General features: G+C 29.0%; 16 protein-coding genes. 9 read left to right on the top strand and 7 right to left on the bottom strand.

The features are described from left to right. The first annotated feature begins 2 nt into the window (after positions 1 to 2). Genes BXQ17_RS05045 through BXQ17_RS05035 form a run of 3 tightly spaced genes read left to right on the top strand, consistent with a single transcriptional unit; the run spans position 3 to position 5,968 of the window. A complete protein-coding gene (locus tag BXQ17_RS05045) occupies positions 3 to 2,423 on the top strand; it encodes a TIM-barrel domain-containing protein (protein WP_077809603.1) in 2,421 nt (806 codons plus the stop codon). A 9-nt stretch (positions 2,424 to 2,432) separates the two neighbouring features. Further along, positions 2,433 to 4,307, top strand: a complete 1,875-nt coding sequence (locus BXQ17_RS05040; protein ID WP_077809602.1) for an alpha-amylase family glycosyl hydrolase — start codon at positions 2,433 to 2,435, stop codon at positions 4,305 to 4,307. 8 nt (positions 4,308 to 4,315) lie between these two features. Beyond that, positions 4,316 to 5,968, top strand: coding sequence for an alpha-amylase family glycosyl hydrolase (locus tag BXQ17_RS05035; RefSeq protein WP_077809601.1), 1,653 nt, complete (start codon positions 4,316 to 4,318; stop codon positions 5,966 to 5,968). Positions 5,969 to 6,053: 85 nt separating this feature from the next. On the opposite strand, the gene BXQ17_RS05030 is transcribed toward BXQ17_RS05035, so the two are convergent. Next, a complete protein-coding gene (locus BXQ17_RS05030) occupies positions 6,054 to 6,428 on the bottom strand; it encodes a Fur family transcriptional regulator (protein ID WP_077809600.1) in 375 nt (124 codons plus the stop codon). A 146-nt stretch (positions 6,429 to 6,574) separates the two neighbouring features. On the opposite strand from BXQ17_RS05030, the gene BXQ17_RS05025 reads away from it, so the two are divergent. From BXQ17_RS05025 to BXQ17_RS05010, 4 genes are read left to right on the top strand one after another with little or no spacing between them, the layout of a single operon-like run. Further along, a complete protein-coding gene (locus BXQ17_RS05025; RefSeq protein ID WP_077809599.1) occupies positions 6,575 to 6,952 on the top strand; it encodes a MerC domain-containing protein in 378 nt (125 codons plus the stop codon). Positions 6,953 to 6,999: 47 nt separating this feature from the next. Beyond that, positions 7,000 to 7,308 (top strand): hypothetical protein, encoded by a 309-nt coding sequence (locus tag BXQ17_RS05020; RefSeq protein WP_077809598.1) that lies wholly within the window; start codon positions 7,000 to 7,002, stop codon positions 7,306 to 7,308. A 49-nt stretch (positions 7,309 to 7,357) separates the two neighbouring features. Then, a complete protein-coding gene (locus BXQ17_RS05015) occupies positions 7,358 to 7,618 on the top strand; it encodes a DUF4625 domain-containing protein (protein WP_077809597.1) in 261 nt (86 codons plus the stop codon). A 52-nt stretch (positions 7,619 to 7,670) separates the two neighbouring features. Next, positions 7,671 to 8,150 carry a DUF4625 domain-containing protein gene (locus BXQ17_RS05010; protein ID WP_077809596.1) on the top strand — a complete coding sequence of 160 codons (480 nt, stop codon included), beginning with the start codon at positions 7,671 to 7,673 and terminating at the stop codon, positions 8,148 to 8,150. A gap of 58 nt (positions 8,151 to 8,208) precedes the next feature. On the opposite strand, the gene mnmE is transcribed toward BXQ17_RS05010, so the two are convergent. The 3 genes from mnmE to BXQ17_RS04995 form a co-directional block, all read right to left on the bottom strand. Then, the gene (mnmE, locus tag BXQ17_RS05005) at positions 8,209 to 9,603 is read right to left on the bottom strand and encodes a tRNA uridine-5-carboxymethylaminomethyl(34) synthesis GTPase MnmE (RefSeq protein WP_077809595.1); all 1,395 of its coding nucleotides are present in this window, start codon (positions 9,601 to 9,603) and stop codon (positions 8,209 to 8,211) included. A 94-nt stretch (positions 9,604 to 9,697) separates the two neighbouring features. Beyond that, complete coding sequence (locus BXQ17_RS05000) at positions 9,698 to 10,600, bottom strand: mechanosensitive ion channel family protein (RefSeq protein ID WP_077809594.1); 903 nt, start codon at positions 10,598 to 10,600, stop codon at positions 9,698 to 9,700. A gap of 49 nt (positions 10,601 to 10,649) precedes the next feature. Next, positions 10,650 to 11,150, bottom strand: coding sequence for a Dps family protein (locus BXQ17_RS04995; RefSeq protein WP_077809593.1), 501 nt, complete (start codon positions 11,148 to 11,150; stop codon positions 10,650 to 10,652). Between the two features lie 177 nt (positions 11,151 to 11,327). Here BXQ17_RS04995 and BXQ17_RS04990 point away from each other — a divergent pair, with 177 nt between their 5' ends. Then, positions 11,328 to 11,666, top strand: a complete 339-nt coding sequence (locus tag BXQ17_RS04990) for a DUF4870 domain-containing protein (protein WP_077809592.1) — start codon at positions 11,328 to 11,330, stop codon at positions 11,664 to 11,666. A 55-nt stretch (positions 11,667 to 11,721) separates the two neighbouring features. Here the strand turns inward: BXQ17_RS04990 and BXQ17_RS04985 are convergent, their stop codons facing one another. Both BXQ17_RS04985 and BXQ17_RS04980 read right to left on the bottom strand, forming a co-directional pair. After that, positions 11,722 to 12,153: a DUF4268 domain-containing protein gene (locus tag BXQ17_RS04985; protein ID WP_077809591.1), complete on the bottom strand. Its 432-nt coding sequence runs from the start codon at positions 12,151 to 12,153 to the stop codon at positions 11,722 to 11,724. A gap of 16 nt (positions 12,154 to 12,169) precedes the next feature. Then, complete coding sequence (locus BXQ17_RS04980; protein WP_077809590.1) at positions 12,170 to 12,751, bottom strand: tRNA-(ms[2]io[6]A)-hydroxylase; 582 nt, start codon at positions 12,749 to 12,751, stop codon at positions 12,170 to 12,172. Between the two features lie 600 nt (positions 12,752 to 13,351). Here BXQ17_RS04980 and BXQ17_RS04975 point away from each other — a divergent pair. Then, positions 13,352 to 15,196 (top strand): sodium:proton antiporter, encoded by a 1,845-nt coding sequence (locus BXQ17_RS04975; protein ID WP_077809589.1) that lies wholly within the window; start codon positions 13,352 to 13,354, stop codon positions 15,194 to 15,196. On the opposite strand, the gene dnaX is transcribed toward BXQ17_RS04975, so the two are convergent. Continuing rightward, positions 15,172 to 16,887 carry a DNA polymerase III subunit gamma/tau gene (dnaX, locus tag BXQ17_RS04970; RefSeq protein WP_077809588.1) on the bottom strand — a complete coding sequence of 572 codons (1,716 nt, stop codon included), beginning with the start codon at positions 16,885 to 16,887 and terminating at the stop codon, positions 15,172 to 15,174. The two genes, BXQ17_RS04975 and dnaX, sit on opposite strands and share 25 nt — an antisense overlap. Positions 16,888 to 17,077 lie beyond the last annotated feature (190 nt).

The following is a 17,077-nucleotide window of genomic DNA, read 5'->3' as shown; positions in this document are numbered from 1 at the left end:
ATATGAAAACACTTAAGCTATTTATTTTATTACTTTTTTTATCAATTTCTTCATTTTGTCAAAATTCTAGTAGAATTTTTCAAAATGTTGATCATTCTAAAAATAAATTAGAGGTTCATGTAAATGATGGGAGTTATTTTATAGAATTTTATTCTGATAAAATTGTAGAAACTTCATTTATTCCTAAAGGAGAAGTTTACACAAAAAAATCTCACGCAGTTATTTTGGAACCTAAAAATGTTACTGTAACACCTTTAATTACTAATGATAAAAGTATTTTTAATACAAACGGAATTTCTGTACACATCAATCACAAACCTTTTCAAATTGAATATCGATTTAACGGTGAAGTTGTTACATCAGAAAAACAAGGATATTATAAGTCTAAACATGTTCCTTTAGAAAATGTAAAAGGAAATATAGTATATGATTTTACAGAAAAAATTGAATTTAATTTATCAAAAGACGAAATTTTATTTGGTGGAGGTTCTAGAGCTTTAGGTATGAATAGAAGAGGTAATCGATTGGCTTTATACAACAGAGCGCAATATGGTTATGAAACAAAAGCATCACTAATGAATTTTACTTTGCCGTTGGTAATTTCATCTAAGAAATACATGATTCATTTTGACAATGCACCAATTGGATATTTAGATTTAGATAGTAAAAAAGATAATTCTTTAACTTATGAAACTATTTCTGGTCGTAAAACATACCAAGTTGTTGTTGGTGATTCTTGGGAAAATTTAATAGAAAATTATACACAGTTAACAGGTAAACAACCCTTACCTGCAAGATGGGTTTTAGGAAATTTTTCTAGCAGGTTTGGTTATCATTCACAGCAAGAAACAGAAAAAACAATTGCTAAATTTCAAGAAGAAGAGATTCCTGTAGATGCTGTTATTTTAGATTTGTATTGGTTTGGTAAAACAATTCAAGGCACAATGGGTAATTTAGAAGTAGATAAAGATTCTTTTCCTGATATGAAAGGAATGATTTCTAGATTGAAAAATAAAGGAGTTAAAACTGTATTAATTACAGAGCCTTTTATTTTATCAAATTCTTCTAAATGGAAAGAAGCTGCAGAGAAAGGAGTTTTAGCCACAGATTCTTTACAAAAGCCAGCTAAATATGATTTTTACTTTGGAAACACTGGTATTGTAAATATTTATAAAAAAGTAGGAAAAGATTGGTTTTGGAATATTTATAAAGACTTATTAAATATTGGTGTAAAAGGACTTTGGGGAGATTTAGGTGAACCAGAAGTGTTACCGTATTGGGTGAATTTTGGCACAAAAAAAGCAGATGAAATTCATAATATTTACGGTCATGATTGGGCTAAATTAATTTTTGAAGGTTATCAGAAAGAGTATCCAAACGAAAGACCGTTTATTTTAATGCGTGCCGGTGCTGCTGGTTCGCAACGTTTTGGTATGATACCTTGGTCTGGTGATGTAAATAGAACTTGGGGCGGATTGCAAAGTCAACCAGAAATTGCATTGCAAATGGGAATGCAAGGTTTTGGATATATGCATTCTGATTTAGGTGGTTTTGCCGGAGCAAATTTAGACGATAATTTATATACACGTTGGTTGCAATATGGTGTTTTTCAGCCAATATTTAGACCACATGCTCAAGAAGAAGTTGCTAGCGAACCTGTTTTTAGAACCAAAGAAACAATGCAGTTAGCAAAAGAATCTATTGAATTGCGTTATAAATTATTGCCTTATAACTACAATTTAGCTTTTCAAAATAATCAAAAAGGAACACCGTTAATGCGCCCTGTATTCTTTGAAGAAGATACGCCTGAATTAATTACAAATTCATCTACTTATTTGTGGGGAAAAGATTTTTTAATTACACCAATTTTAAAAGATTCTGTGATAACAAAACAAGTATTTTTTCCTAAAACTGCCAATTGGATAGATTTTTATACAAATGAAAAAGTAGAAGGCGGGCAATTTAAAAAGGTTAATGTAAAAGAGAATTCAATACCTACTTATGTAAGAGAAGGCGCATTTATTTTAATGTCTGATGTTGTGCAAAGTACAGATAATTATAATTCGGATAAATTGCAAGTTCATTACTACTTTAATAAAGAAAAGCAAGCAACAAAAAGAACTTTTTATAATGATGATGGTGAAACTGCTAATTCTTTTGAAAAAGGCGCTTATGAAATTTTAGAATTTGACGCTGCCTTTTCAAAGAAATATTTAGAAATAGAGTTTGATGCTGTTTTAGGTAAAAATTGGAATCCGAAGAAAAAAGAAATCCAATTAATTATTCATAATATCAATTCCAATCCTAAAAAAATCAAAGTAAACGGAAAAAGAAAAAGAGTTGCTATGGATAGTAATACACTTTCGATTCCTTTGACATGGATTACTGATAAAGAATTAGAAATAAAAATTTCATTAAAATAAATAAAAATAATGAAGGGAATTAATAGCGCTTTAGTAACTTTAATTTTGATTATAACTTTAGGTTGTACATTAGAAAAGAAATCAGAAATAAAAGAAAAATCTGTGTCGAGTAAAAAAAAGGTAGTTGTTTATCAGGTGTTTACAAGATTGTTTGGTAACACAAATACAACGAATAAACCTTGGGGAACCATAGAAGAAAATGGTGTAGGTAAGTTTAACGATTTTACAGATAAGGCATTAAAAGAAATTAAAGATTTAGGCATTACACATATTTGGTACACAGGCGTGCCGCATCATGATGTTATTCGTGATTACACAGCATTCGGTATTTCTAATGACGATCCAGATGTAGTAAAAGGTAGAGCAGGTTCTCCTTATGCTGTAAAAGATTATTATAATGTAAATCCAGATTTAGCAGAAAATGTAGCAAATCGATTAGAAGAATTTGAAGCCTTAATTGATCGTTCACATAAAAATGGTTTAAAAGTTATTATAGATATTGTACCTAATCATGTTGCTAGAAACTATCAAAGTTTAACTAACCCAAAAGGAACAAAAGATTTTGGTGCAGATGATGATACTTCTTTAGTATATCATGTCGATAATAATTTTTATTACACACCAAATAAAGCATTTGAAGTTCCAGATTTTTTAAATGGTTATAAACCTTTAGGAGGAGAAAAAAATGTTTTGTCTGATCAAAAATTTGAAGAATATCCAGCAAAATGGACAGGAAATGGATCTAAATCTGTAAAACCTAGTTTTTATGATTGGTATGAAACTGTTAAGGTAAATTACGGTATTTCGCCAGAAGGAAAAAAAGAGTTTGACGAATTGCCACAAGATTTTGATAATGAAGATTACAAAAAACATTTTAAGTTTTGGCAAGATAAAAAAGTACCAAATTCGTGGGTAAAATTTAGAGATATTGCTTTGTATTGGACTGTAAAAGGTGTTGATGGTTTTAGATATGATATGGCAGAAATGGTACCTGTAGAATTTTGGAGTTATATGAATTCTGCAATTAAAATGAAAAATCCAAATGCTTTTTTATTGGCAGAAGTATACAATCCAAAAATGTATAGAGATTACATTAAAAAAGGAAAAATGGATTATTTATATGACAAAGTACAGTTGTATGATACTATAAAACATGTAATGCAAGGTCATGGTTTAACAGATAACATTCCGCCAATTCAAGAAGAATTGAAAGATATAGAACATCATATGTTACATTTCTTAGAAAATCATGACGAACAAAGAATTGCAAGTCCAGAATTTGCTGGTAGTGCAGAAAAAGGAAAACCAGCAATGGTAGTTTCTATAACTATTTCTACTGCACCAACTATGGTTTATTTTGGTCAAGAATTTGGCGAAGATGGTTCTGAAAATGCAGGATTTGGAACACCGTCTAGAACTTCTATTTTTGATTATGTTGGTGTGCCATCTTTACAAAGGTGGGTAAATAATAAACAATTTGATGGCGGTAAATCTACAAAGCAAGAATTGGCTTTAAGAGATTTTTACAAGCGATTGTTAAATTTCACCATTAAAAGTGATGCTTTAATGGGGAATTATAAAGATATCCATAAATACAACAGAGACAATACGGCTAACTATTCTTCTAAAATATTGTCTTTTGTGCGTTGGTCTGAAAAAGAAAAATTGATAATTGTTTCTAATTTTAATGATCAAAAAGAATTTGAGTTCAATTTAAAAGTTCCGGCAAACATCATAAAAAAGTGGAATTTAAAAGACGGAGATTATGTGGTAAAAGACCAATTATACTTAGAAAAATCTTTTGGTTTAAAGGTTAAAGAGGGTAGTGGTACTATAAATTTACAAATTAGTCCATTAGAATCTTATATTTTGAAACTTCAATAATAATTAGCATGAAAAAACTATTATTTTTATTTTTAATAGCAGCAACAATCAGCTGTAGTCAAAAAAAAGCGGAAAACAATAAAATTGCTGATAAGCAAACAAAAGAGTTTACTTGGGAAGGAGCAAATATTTATTTTCTTTTAACAGATCGTTTTAATAACGGGAATTTAGAAAATGATATCAATTTTGATAGAACTAAAGAAACAGGAACCTTAAGAGGTTTTAAAGGAGGAGATATCAAAGGGATTACAAATAAAATTAAAGAAGGTTATTTTACAAATTTAGGAATCAATGCTATTTGGATGACTCCTATTGTAGAGCAAATTCACGGAGCGACAGATGAAGGTACAGGAGTTTCTTATGGTTTTCATGGCTATTGGGCAAAAGATTGGACTAAAATAGACCCTAACTACGGAACCAGAGAAGATTTGAAAGAATTGGTGGCAGTTGCTCATAAAAACGGAATTAGAATATTATTAGACGCTGTAATTAACCATACAGGTCCGGTTACAGATAAAGATTCAGTTTGGCCATCAGATTGGGTTAGAACAGATCCACAATGTCAATATAATAATTACGAAAACACTATTACTTGTACTTTAGTTAAAAATTTACCAGATATTAGAACGGAAAGCAATGAGCATGTAGAGTTGCCACCACAATTGGTAGCAAAATGGAAAGCAGAAGGAAGGTATGAACAAGAATTAAAAGAACTTGACGAATTTTTTGAAAGAACAGGACATCCAAGAGTGCCACGTTTTTATATCATGAAATGGTTAACAGATTATATAACGGAATTTGGAATTGATGGTTATAGAGTTGATACAGTAAAGCATACGGAAGAATTTGTTTGGCAAGAATTTAAAAAAGAATGTGATTTTGCTTTCGAAGAATTTAAAAAAAATAATGCAGAAAAAGTGTTAGATGATAGTAATTTCTATTTGGTAGGAGAAGTTTATAATTATGGTATTTCGGCAGAAAAGGCATTTAATTTTGGTGATAAAAAAGTAAACTATTTTAACAAAGCTTTTAATAGTTTGATAAATTTTGAAATTAAATGGAATGCGAAACAAATGGCAGCTAAAGATGTTTTTAGTAAATATGATTCAATTTTAAATAATGGATTAAAAGATTACGGAATTTTAAATTACTTAACCTCTCACGATGATGGGCAACCTTTTGATAAAGAAAGAAAACAGCCTTATAAAACGGCAACAATGTTAATACTAACTCCCGGAACTTCACAAGTATACTACGGAGACGAGTCTGCAAGAGATTTAACTATAGAAGGAGCCGTTGGTGATGCAACTTTACGTTCTTTTATGAATTGGAATGATATTGAGCAGGATGCAGAGACTCAAAAAATTATGACGCATTGGCAAAAATTAGGTCAATTTAGAGCAAATCATATGGCAGTAGGAGCAGGAAGACATCATTTAATTAGTGATGAAAACGGTTTGATTTTTTCTAGAATTAGAAATGATGATAAAATTATTGCCGGAATTAATTTACCTAAAGGAAAAAAAGTAATAAATGTAAAATCTGTTTTTGAAAATGGAGATATTCTTCATGATTTTTATTCAAAAAAATCTTCGATAGTAAAACAAGGGTTAGTTAAATTAGAATCTGAATTTGATATTGTTTTACTTGAAAAAAAATAACTAAATTATTTTTCTGATAAATTTAAAAAACCTCATTATTCTTAAAAATAATGAGGCTTTTTTATGTTATTATAAACTTTTAATTTTACGCACATTCTTTACAAATACCTGTTAAAACGCAATTTGCATTTTGCAATTGGTAATCTTTTGGTATAGTAAAGTTTACTTCATCTGGTAAACACTCTATAGTTTCACAGTTTACACATCTAAAATGAAAATGATGTACTTCTTTTTTTTCAGAATCACACTCTTTACACAATGCAAAATACTGTTTACCATCTTCTGCGACTACTTTATGTAGCACACCGTCATCGCAAAAACGATTTAAAACGCGATAAATAGTTGCTCTGTTGATGTCAATATCAATTTTTTTCTCAATTGCATCTTGACTCATCGCTTTACCTGTTTTTGTAATTACTTCTAAAACAGCTTGTTTAGTAGGTGTACTTCTTCTTTTCATGTTAATGCGATGTATTTGCAATAATTATTGCGATTCTATTGCAATATTATAAAAAATATAATATGTTTGCAACCTTGTTAACGCGACAACATTGCTTTAATAAAAAGGTTTTACTAATTTACTTTGTTTAACGGGAATTTAAAAAAATGAAAATTAATAACAACTCTATAGATATTGTAGCTCTATTTAGCTCTTTAATTTGTGCTGTGCACTGTGCAACAATACCTTTATTACTTTCATTTTCATCTTTAAGTAGTTTACATTTTCTAGGAAATAAATTTATTGAATGGGCATTTATTAGTCTCGGTCTTATTTTTGTCATAATTTCTTTATTACCCAGCTATAAAAAGATTCATAAAAATAGCAAACCACTTATAATTGCTTTATTAGGTTTTTTATTAATTGCATTTGGAAGATTAAATCTGTCAGAAATATTTGAAATAGTAAATACCGTTGCTGGAGCTTTTATTGTTTCTTATGCGCATTATATAAATTGGAAATTATTAAGATTTAAAACAAATTAGAAATGAAAATCTCTGAATAATTTTAGAGGTTTCAGTTTATACAAATAATGAAACTAAGTATTGTAAAAAATAGCATTAGCTATCTATTACTAGCGCTTTTTCTTTCTATGAAAATGGCTGGTATACATAGTTTAACGCATTCTGATGAGAGTGACGATGCAATATATTGTGCTATTTGCGACAGTTCTATAGATCATAATTTAACACCTACACTTGTACCAAATTCAATTGATTTTGAGGTAAGTACATCAATATTTATTGTTTATAAAAAGATAGCGAATAATTACAATTTTTCGCTTTCTAAAAACACAAAACTAAGAAAACTCCTTTCGAGACCACCACCTTCTTTAGTTTAATTTTCTATCCACTTTTAGTATTTACTGTAGACTTTTACACGCAGAATTTATGATTGATGCTGTAAACGGAATCCACAGTATTTCTGTAGACATTCATGCGCATGATCTTGCAGTAGGAGACGGAGAAGTAGAATGGGATTTTGAAAAAGAATATACAGAGGGTTACCATGATAAAAATTCAGTAGAATTCCATGAGCACATTGATATACCAGCAACTGCACCAGCAGGAGAGTATCATATTATGTTTACTGTAGAAGATGAAGACGGTAACACTAAAGAATATGAAACACATATTGATGTAACTGCATAATTTAATCTAATTAACCGCATACTAATTTAGTGTGCGGTTTAAATCTTATTATATGAAAACAAATCTAAATTATTTTTATCTTTTATTATTTACATTATTTATTAGTGCTTGTTCTGGTAGTGACAACGTAGATATAGATGAAGAAAAACCGACAATAACTATCAATTACAACGAAGGTTTTCCTAAAGGATGTACTCAATTAAAAAAAGGAGAAACTTATAGCTTTAGAGCAAAGGTTACAGATAATAAAACTTTGGCTTCTTATAGTGTAAATATTCACCATAATTTCGATCATCATACGCACGATGATCAAATTGCAGAATGTAGCTTAGAACCATTAAGGCAAGCTGATAATCCGTTAATTTATGTAGAAAATTTTGAGATTGAAGGAGAACAAACCAACTATGAAATTAATGTGCCAATTAAAATTCCAGAAGATATTGATACTGGCGATTATCATTGTGCATATTCTGTAACAGACCAAACTGGTTGGCAATCTAGAACTTCTGTAGATATTAAAATAGTAGAATAAATTAATATTTAGAACTTAGATTTTTTTCAGCTTATGAATGCTGAAAAGAATCTTAATTTTATTTTCCAATACAAAAATTACTGAAAATGTGTCCTAAAATGTCTTTATCAACATCGTATTCTCCGGTAATATTACCTAAATAACGAAGGCATTCTCTAATATCAATAGAAAATAAATCTGTAGAAATTTCTAAATCGATACCTTGCTGTACAGAATTTATTGCAGATAAAGCATTGTTTAATGCCTCAAAATGACGCGAATTTGTTACAATTGTTTCATTATTACTCAAAGCACCAATATTTACCAAAGAAGTTAATTCATTTTTTAAAGTTTCTAGACCTGTTTTACTTTTTGCAGATACTAAAAGTAAATTTTCAATATCCGATTGTAAAATAGAACTGTCATGACAAGATAAAGTGTCTATTTTATTGGCAATTACTAACAATCTTTTATTAGGAAAACGGTTTTTAATGGTGTCAATTTCTTCTAGAAAATCTTCTCTAGAATATGCATATTTATTAGAGTCTATTAAAAAGATAATTAGTTGTGCATTTTCAGCTTTTTCATACGTTTTTTTAATTCCGATATTCTCTACAACATCTTCTGTTTCTCTAATACCAGCTGTATCAATAAATCTAAAAGCAACACCATCTATAATTAATTCATCTTCAATAGCATCTCTTGTTGTACCAGCAATATCAGAAACAATAGCTTTTTCTTCATTAAGAAGAGCGTTTAAAAGTGTAGATTTCCCTACGTTTGGTTCACCTATAATTGCAACCGGAATTCCATTTTTCATGGCATTTCCAAAAGAAAAAGAATCGATTAGACGTTTTAATACAAAAGTTATTTTTGCAACCAATTCTTTAAATTTGGTTCTGTCTGCAAATTCTACATCTTCACCAGAAAAATCTAACTCTAATTCTATTAAAGCTGCAAAATCTAATAATTGTGCTCTTAAGTTTTTTAGTTCGTTTGTAATTCCGCCACGCATTTGTTGTATTGCCATTTGATGGCTTGCTGCAGAATTAGAGGCAATTACATCTGCTACAGCTTCCGCTTGCGATAAATCCATCTTACCGTTTAAAAATGCACGCATTGTAAACTCACCGTTATCTGCCATTCTACAACCTTTCTTTAGGAATAATTGTATAATTTCTTGCTGAATAAAGCTAGAACCATGACAAGATATTTCTACAACATTTTCACCAGTATAAGAATTAGGATTTTTAAAAACTGAGACTAAAACTTCATCAATAATTATAGAATTTTCGATAATATGACCCAAATGAATTGTGTGTGTTTTTTGGGTTACTAATGTTTTATCTTTTTTAATAGATTTAAAATTGGCATCTACAATATCAATTGCATTTTCACCAGAAAGTCTAATTACAGAAATTGCACCAACACCAGATGGTGTAGCCAAAGCAATAATAGTATCGTTTTTAATCATGATGCAAAAATACATAAAGATTTTTGTGAATGGAACAAAAAAAATCTGTCAAAATGAATTGACAGATTTAATTGAAATTTATAATTGTATTTAGTTATGCGTTTTCAAAAGATTCTTCTTTTTTAGAATCTTGCTTCTCCTTAACTTGAGATAAATTTAGTTTATTGTTAGGTACAAACTCTAAAGTTCTCATCGGGAATGGTATATTAATTCCTTCATTATCAAAAGCTTGTTTAATTTTTATAATGGCATTACTTTTTGCTTTTAATTTCTCTAAAGCGTTTTCTGAATCTACCCAGAATCTGCATAAAAAGTTGATAGAACTGTCTCCGAATTCTGTAAAGTAAAATTCAACTTTTTTACCTATTTCATCTTGATTAAAGTTCTTTCTTATTGTTTCTGTGGTAAGTTTTTCAACTTTCTTTAAATCTGCACCATATTCTACACCACATTCAATAGAAATCCTCATTTTAGTTGTTAAAGAATAATTTTTGAAAGGATTCTCTAAAATAGTTTTGTTTGGCAATACAACCATATTATTATCAGCTTCTCTAATAACAAAGTAGTTTAAATTAATATCGATAACTTCACCTGCATAACCGTTTGTTTCTACCCAATTACCAATATTTAGGTTTTTTCTGAATGATAAAACTACACCAGATATTGTATTAGATAAAGTACCTTGTAAGGCTAAACCAATAACAATACCAGAAACCCCAGCTGCAGAAACGATTGTTTTTAATGTATCGTCGAACTTTAAAACTGTCATGGCTAGATATAAACCAACTAAAATGGTAATTGCAGAGGCAACTCTAGAGACTAAATCTCTAACAGATTTTTGCCTAATTCTTTTACCAATAGTTTTATTTACGATAGAGTTCATTGCTCTAGAGGCAAAGTATGCTATCACTAAAACTACCAATGCAATTGCAATGTTTGGTATGTTTTTAATAAATATATCTTTCCAGGTTTCTAACTTTTCTACTATTTTATTCATCTTATATTTTATTTAATTAATACTTTATTTCAATTGGAAATAAAAAGTACTATTTAACAAAACTAGTATCTAAAGCATCTTTGGTGTTTTTAGACCAAGCATTCAGCATCCAAGTAGATTTTTCTAACTCTCTAATGTAGGCACCAATCAAATCTATTGTACCTTCGTCGTTTGCTTTGTCTGCTCTATCAATAACTTTACTTAATTGTTCTATTAAAATCTTATGATCATCTATAATTGTAGCTACCATTTCTTTATCGGTTAGTAATGGACTAGATTCTTTTACTCTAGAAATTTCTATGTAGTCTGATAATTTACTAATAGGGTGGTATTTTAAAGTAATAATTCTTTCTGCAACTTCATCGATTTTGGTTTTTGTATCATTATACATTTCTTCAAATCTGTTATGCAGGTCAAAAAAGTTTTCTCCTAATACATTCCAATGAAAGTTTCTTAGTTTCTGATAGTATACATGGTAATCTGCTAAAAGCACGTTTAATTCTGTTACTACTGGTAAAATTTGGTCTTTTTCTATATTTAAATAATTCATAATTATATGTTTTAATTGTTCAATACAAAATTACGTTAGTACTTCGTTTTCGTTTTGCTCAAATAGTTTTCTTCTTAACTCAAATGCTATATTGCCATGTCTTTTAAAGTTTTTTTGTAACAGAACAAGGGGTTTAGCGTCTAATAGGTAATCAACTTTAAAAACAATTACACACACATGAAAGAAGACAAACAGTTATTAGTAGTTATGCATTTAAGTCAGTTATTAGACTTTATAACAGGAATCGGTGGTTTTTTAGTTCCATTAATTTTATGGTTGCTAAAAAAAGATGAGGTTTTTGGTATTGATAAGCACGGAAAAGCTATTTTAAATTTTAGAATTTCGATGTTTATTTACATTATAATTTGCATACCGTTAATATTATTGTTTGGCTTAGGTATTTTAGGTTTTATCACCATTGGTATTTTTTATTTAATTTTTCCGATAATAAATGCCATTAAAGTGAATAATAATGAAGAACCAAATTATCCTTTTAGTATTAAATTTTTAAAATAAGAATTAATTATAGTCCATAAAAAAACCGTCTCTTTTAAAGACGGTTTTTTTACATTTATATGTTTTTGATAACATCTTCATATTCGTAGAAGAACATTTCGAATTTGGTCATTGTATCAACAAAAAACTCATAACAATCTCGCCAGGTATTTTTATTATGAATGCTAAACTTTTTATCAAAAGGAACATAAATTCTATGAATAGTTTTGCCATTTTCTAACAAGAAATCATCATCAAAAATTACTTCTGGTATTTCTGATTCTAATAGAACTTTTAAAGAAAGCATTTGATCGTAGTAGAGTAGGTTTACCAATTCATCCGGATTTTCTATATCTAGACAAACAGCAGCTTTTTTTCTATCTGCAACAAATTTAAAAGACAAGCCTTTCACTTTAGTGTTGTATAGTAACCATTTCTTTGGAAAAGATTTGCCAAAACTAGTCCAAAATTCTTTACGTATTAATTCTGCTTCTGCTTTAGAAAACATGCGCTATAAAGTGTTATTATCCGTGAATTTTTGCACTATTGCCTCGCTCTCTCATCATTTCTGCTTCAAAAGCAAGCAAAGCATTCCATTTTTCATCTACAATTTCTCTATCTTGATATTTTCTAGCGAAAGACAAGAAAGTTGTATAATGGTTTGCTTCAGAAATCATTAAATTTTTATAGAATTTAGAGAGCTCTTCATCTTCCATGTTTTCAGAAAAAACTTTAAAACGCTCACAACTTCTGGCTTCTATTAAAGCGGCAATTAGTAGGCGTTGTACCAAGGCATTTGTTCTGTCTTTTGTTTTGTTAAAGAACTTTTGTAGTCTTACTGCGTAATCATTTTTTTGTTCTCTTCCTAAAACCATTCCTCTTTTAACCATCAATAAATGCACCATTTTAAAGTGTTGCATTTCTTCTATGGCAATATTACTCATTTCTTTTACAAGCTCTGTTTCTTCAGAATAATTAATAATAATAGAAACTGCGTTAGAAGCAGCTTTTTGTTCTAGAAAAGCATGATCTGTTAATATTTGTTCTAAATTTACTTTGGCAATTTCTGCCCAAGAAGTAGCTGTTTCAAATTGTAATCCTAACATCTTTTATAACTAGTAGATTTTATTTTTATTAAGGTAATTAAGATATTAAAAATTTCACTTTTAACAAATTAATTAAACGACAAAATTAGTTTATTCTCTTTCAATGATGGTAATTATTTTATAATTTTTTACTCAAATAAAGATGTCTGCTAGTTTATTAAAATTATTTCTTTTTTAAGTTTTCTTTAAGTATTATATATCTTTTTATCGTGTTTTTAATTTAATTTTAAATAAATGTTTTTCAGTATCTTAATTATATTTATCTAAAGTTTTTGTTTTATTTTTAGTTAGAATAGATTTTGATAATTCAAAGTAATTAGGTCTGTTTTGGGTATTTATTTGTTTGTAAAAGTTGTTTTTGATTGATTTATTGCTTTTTTAAATTTTTTAAAACGTTTTGAATTTATTTTATTTAATTTAAAATGAGTATTTTATGTTGTTTTATCTAAAGTTTTTGTTTATAACTTGTTTTTGAAGAGGTTTTTGTTGGTAATTCTATCTTTGTTTAAGTTTTATGTATTATAAAAAATAAAGTGCATTTATATTTTTAGGCTGATGAAACATTCTTAAATTTACCTCTTAATAAATTTACAAAGAAGTATGTTAGAGTTAGCCGGAATTATCATATTAGGAATATTAGCCCAGTGGTTTGCTTGGAAATTTAAAATACCTGCAATATTACCTTTAATCTTAATAGGATTATTAGTAGGACCAATTGCTGCAACATATTTAAGTGAAGACGGATCTAAGTGGATTGAACCAATATGGAACGGCGAAAAAGGATTGTTTCCTGGAGAAAGTTTGTATTACTTTGTTTCTTTGGCAATAAGTATCATTCTTTTTGAAGGAGGTTTAACACTTAAAAGAAGTGAAATAAAAAACGTTGGTCCTGTAATTACAAAGTTAATTACGTTGGGTTCTGCCATTACGTTTTTTGGTGCAGGAATTGTAGCTAGATATTTTTTTGATTTAGGTTGGGATTTATCTTTTCTATTTGCAGGATTAATTATTGTTACAGGTCCTACAGTAATTACTCCAATCTTAAGAAATATTCCGCTTAAAAAAGACATCTCTACAGTATTAAAATGGGAAGGTATTTTAATAGACCCAATTGGTGCCTTGGTTGCCGTTTTAGTTTTTGAATTTATTAGTGTTGGTGGTGGAAGTGGATTTACAAAAACTGCATTAATGGAGTTTGGTAAAATATTATTATTTGGTGCTACTTTTGGGTTTACATTTGCGCATGCTTTGGCTTATGCTGTTAACAAAAAATTAATTCCGCATTACTTATTAAATGTTGTTTCTCTATCAACGGTATTATTGGTTTTTGTTTTATCAGATATGTTTGCGCACGAGTCTGGTTTACTGGCTGTAGTTGTAATGGGAATGGTTTTAGGAAACGGAAAATTAAAAAACTTAAAAGAACTTTTATATTTTAAAGAATCTTTAAGTGTATTGCTGATTTCAATTCTATTTATTTTACTAGCAGCAAATATTAAAATGGAAGATTTACTTTTATTATATACCTGGAAAACTGCTGCTTTATTTGCCTTGGTTGTTTTTATTATAAGACCATTAGCCGTTTTTGCTAGTACATTTAATTCTAAATTAAAATTAAACGAAAAGATTTTTATAAGTTGGGTAGGCCCACGTGGTATCGTTGCTGCTGGTATTGCTTCTTTATTTGGAAGTAAACTTTTAAAACAAGGAGTCGAAGGAGCAGAATATATTACGCCATTGGTTTTTATGATTGTATTAGGTACGGTTTTATTAAACGCTACTACAGCAAGAATGTTTGCTAAAATGATTGGGGTTTTTCTTAAAAAATCTGATGCTATTTTATTTGTAGGTGCTTCTAATCCTTCTAGATTAATAGCAAATTATTTAAAAGATAAAGGTAAAAGAGTCATTTTAATAGATTCTAATAAAAACTTTATAGAACAAGCTGCAAAAGACGGTTTAGAGGCTTTAAATGTTGATATTTATGACGGAGATTTAACAGATAATATAGAGCTAAATGATGTTGGCTATTTAATAGCTTTAACAGGTAGTGATATGGTTAATAAGTATGCTTTAAATAGTTTTTCTGATGTGTTTGGAGAACACGGAGCTTATAAATTAGCATCATCTAAAGAAATTAAAGAAGCAACAGCTAACGAACGTAAAAACTTTTTTACACCAAATGATGATTATATTAATTTAAGTGAGGCTTATAGAGAAAACCCTGCAATAATTGAGGTAGAAATAGATAATGAAACCGAATATAATGCCATTTTAGATGCTTTGTCTAAAGAGGAAAAATCGATTCCGTTATTTGTAGAAAAAGGGCAAGGTATATTTTTAGTGCCAGAGTTTGATAAAACAGAAGAAACTAAAGAGAATTTAATATTATCTTACTTAGGTAAAAATATTGGTGATGTTTATAAGTCTAGCTCAAAAGTCTGACGCAACTTATCTAATAGCGGATTTTTTTCTTTTAGCTTGATATATTTTTCTTGCGGAGTGTAAGCAAATTTCTTTTCTGTAGTTTCATTTAAAATTACATTAATGTCAATGCCATAATTATTTAAACTTTCTCTTAAGAAATTTAATAATTTTGGTCTTCCTTTTAAGAATTGATCTTTCATCAATTTATTAGGTACAGAAAATGAAATTTTATAACCTTTTTCTAATTTAGGAATATCTGTACCAACAATAGAAGCCATACTTCGTTCTCCTTTTTTATGTAGATTTTGTGCGTATTCTTTCCAAGTTTCTTGTAGCTTTTGTTCAGTAAAGAAATCTTTAGGATGATTGTCAAAATTTTCTTCAACAACAACTTTCTTAACTTTAGTTTGTTGATTAAAACCTTTTAAAGAATATTTACTAGGTTGTTTATTTAAACGACCAAAGTTTTTTAAGACAGGTTTTGGCTTGGCAACTTCTGTAACTTCTTTTTTATCTGTTGCAGTTTGTTTAGAAGTTAATTCTGATGCAACATTTTTTGTAATAGCTGCTGGTTTTTTCTTTTTTACAGGAGATAAAGATTGAAAAAACGTTGCTGGAATTATGTAATTAGCTGGCTTTTTTTTTTCTCCATCGAAAGTGATAGAGGCAATTTGCATTAAAGTTAATTCAACTAATAATCGTTGATTTTTAGAAGCTCTGTAATTCAAGTCACAGTCATTGGCTTTTTTAATGGATTGCATTAAAAACGGAATGCTAGCTTTTGTTGCTTGAGCTAAATATTTTTTCTTGGCATTGTCTCCAACTTCTAGTAAGTCTAAAGTAACTTTATCTTTAGCAACTAATAAATCTCTAAAATGACTTGCCAAACCATTAATAAAATGATGGCCTTCAAAACCTTTACTTAATACCGTGTTATATGCATTTAAAACGTCTGGTATTTTATTATCTATTAACAAATCTGTCATTTCAAAATAAGTATCGTAATCTAGTACGTTTAAATTTTCTGTAACAGCTTCTCTTGTTAAATTTTTACCAGAAAAACTTACAACTCTATCAAAAATAGATAATGCATCACGCATTGCGCCATCTGCTTTTTGAGCAATGATATGCAGTGCATCGTCTTCTGCAGTAATATTTTCTTTTTCGCTAATCGTTTTTAAATAGTTTTTAGCGTCTAAAACACCAATTCTTTTAAAATCGAAAATTTGACAACGAGAAAGAATTGTTGGTATGATTTTATGTTTTTCTGTAGTTGCTAATATAAAAATAGCATGTGCTGGCGGTTCTTCTAACGTTTTTAAGAAAGCGTTAAAAGCTGCCTGAGATAGCATATGTACCTCATCAATAATATAAACTTTGTATTTACCTGTTTGTGGCGGAATTCTAACTTGATCTGTTAGATTTCTAATATCATCTACAGAGTTGTTAGACGCTGCATCTAATTCGAAAATATTAAAAGCAAAATCTTCGTTTACTGAAGTTTCTGAATCTTGCTGATTAATCTTTTTAGCTAAAATTCTAGCGCATGATGTTTTACCAACTCCTCTCGGACCTGTAAAAAGTAATGCTTGTGCTAAATGATTGTTTTTTATAGCATTTTCTAACGTATTTGTAATGGCTTGTTGCCCTACAACATCCTCAAAATTATTAGGACGGTATTTACGCGCTGATACTATAAAATGCTCCATTAATTATATTTTCTATTGATGTAAGCAAAGCTAAAAATAACAATTGCTTATTTTGTTATAAATCTTTAACAAAAATAATCATCTAAGGGGTTTTACACAAACAGCTTTCTTAACAAAATGCTAAAGTTGTAAACAACTGTAAAAAGATGCGTAATTTTGCGACTAAATAAATAATTCAGGATTTATATAT

Origin of the sequence: Polaribacter sp. BM10, assembly GCF_002005425.1 — a bacterium.
GTDB lineage: Bacteria > Bacteroidota > Bacteroidia > Flavobacteriales > Flavobacteriaceae > Polaribacter > Polaribacter marinaquae.
Note: the sequence above shows the minus strand (reverse complement) of the source record. Positions and strands in the feature narration are given on the sequence as shown.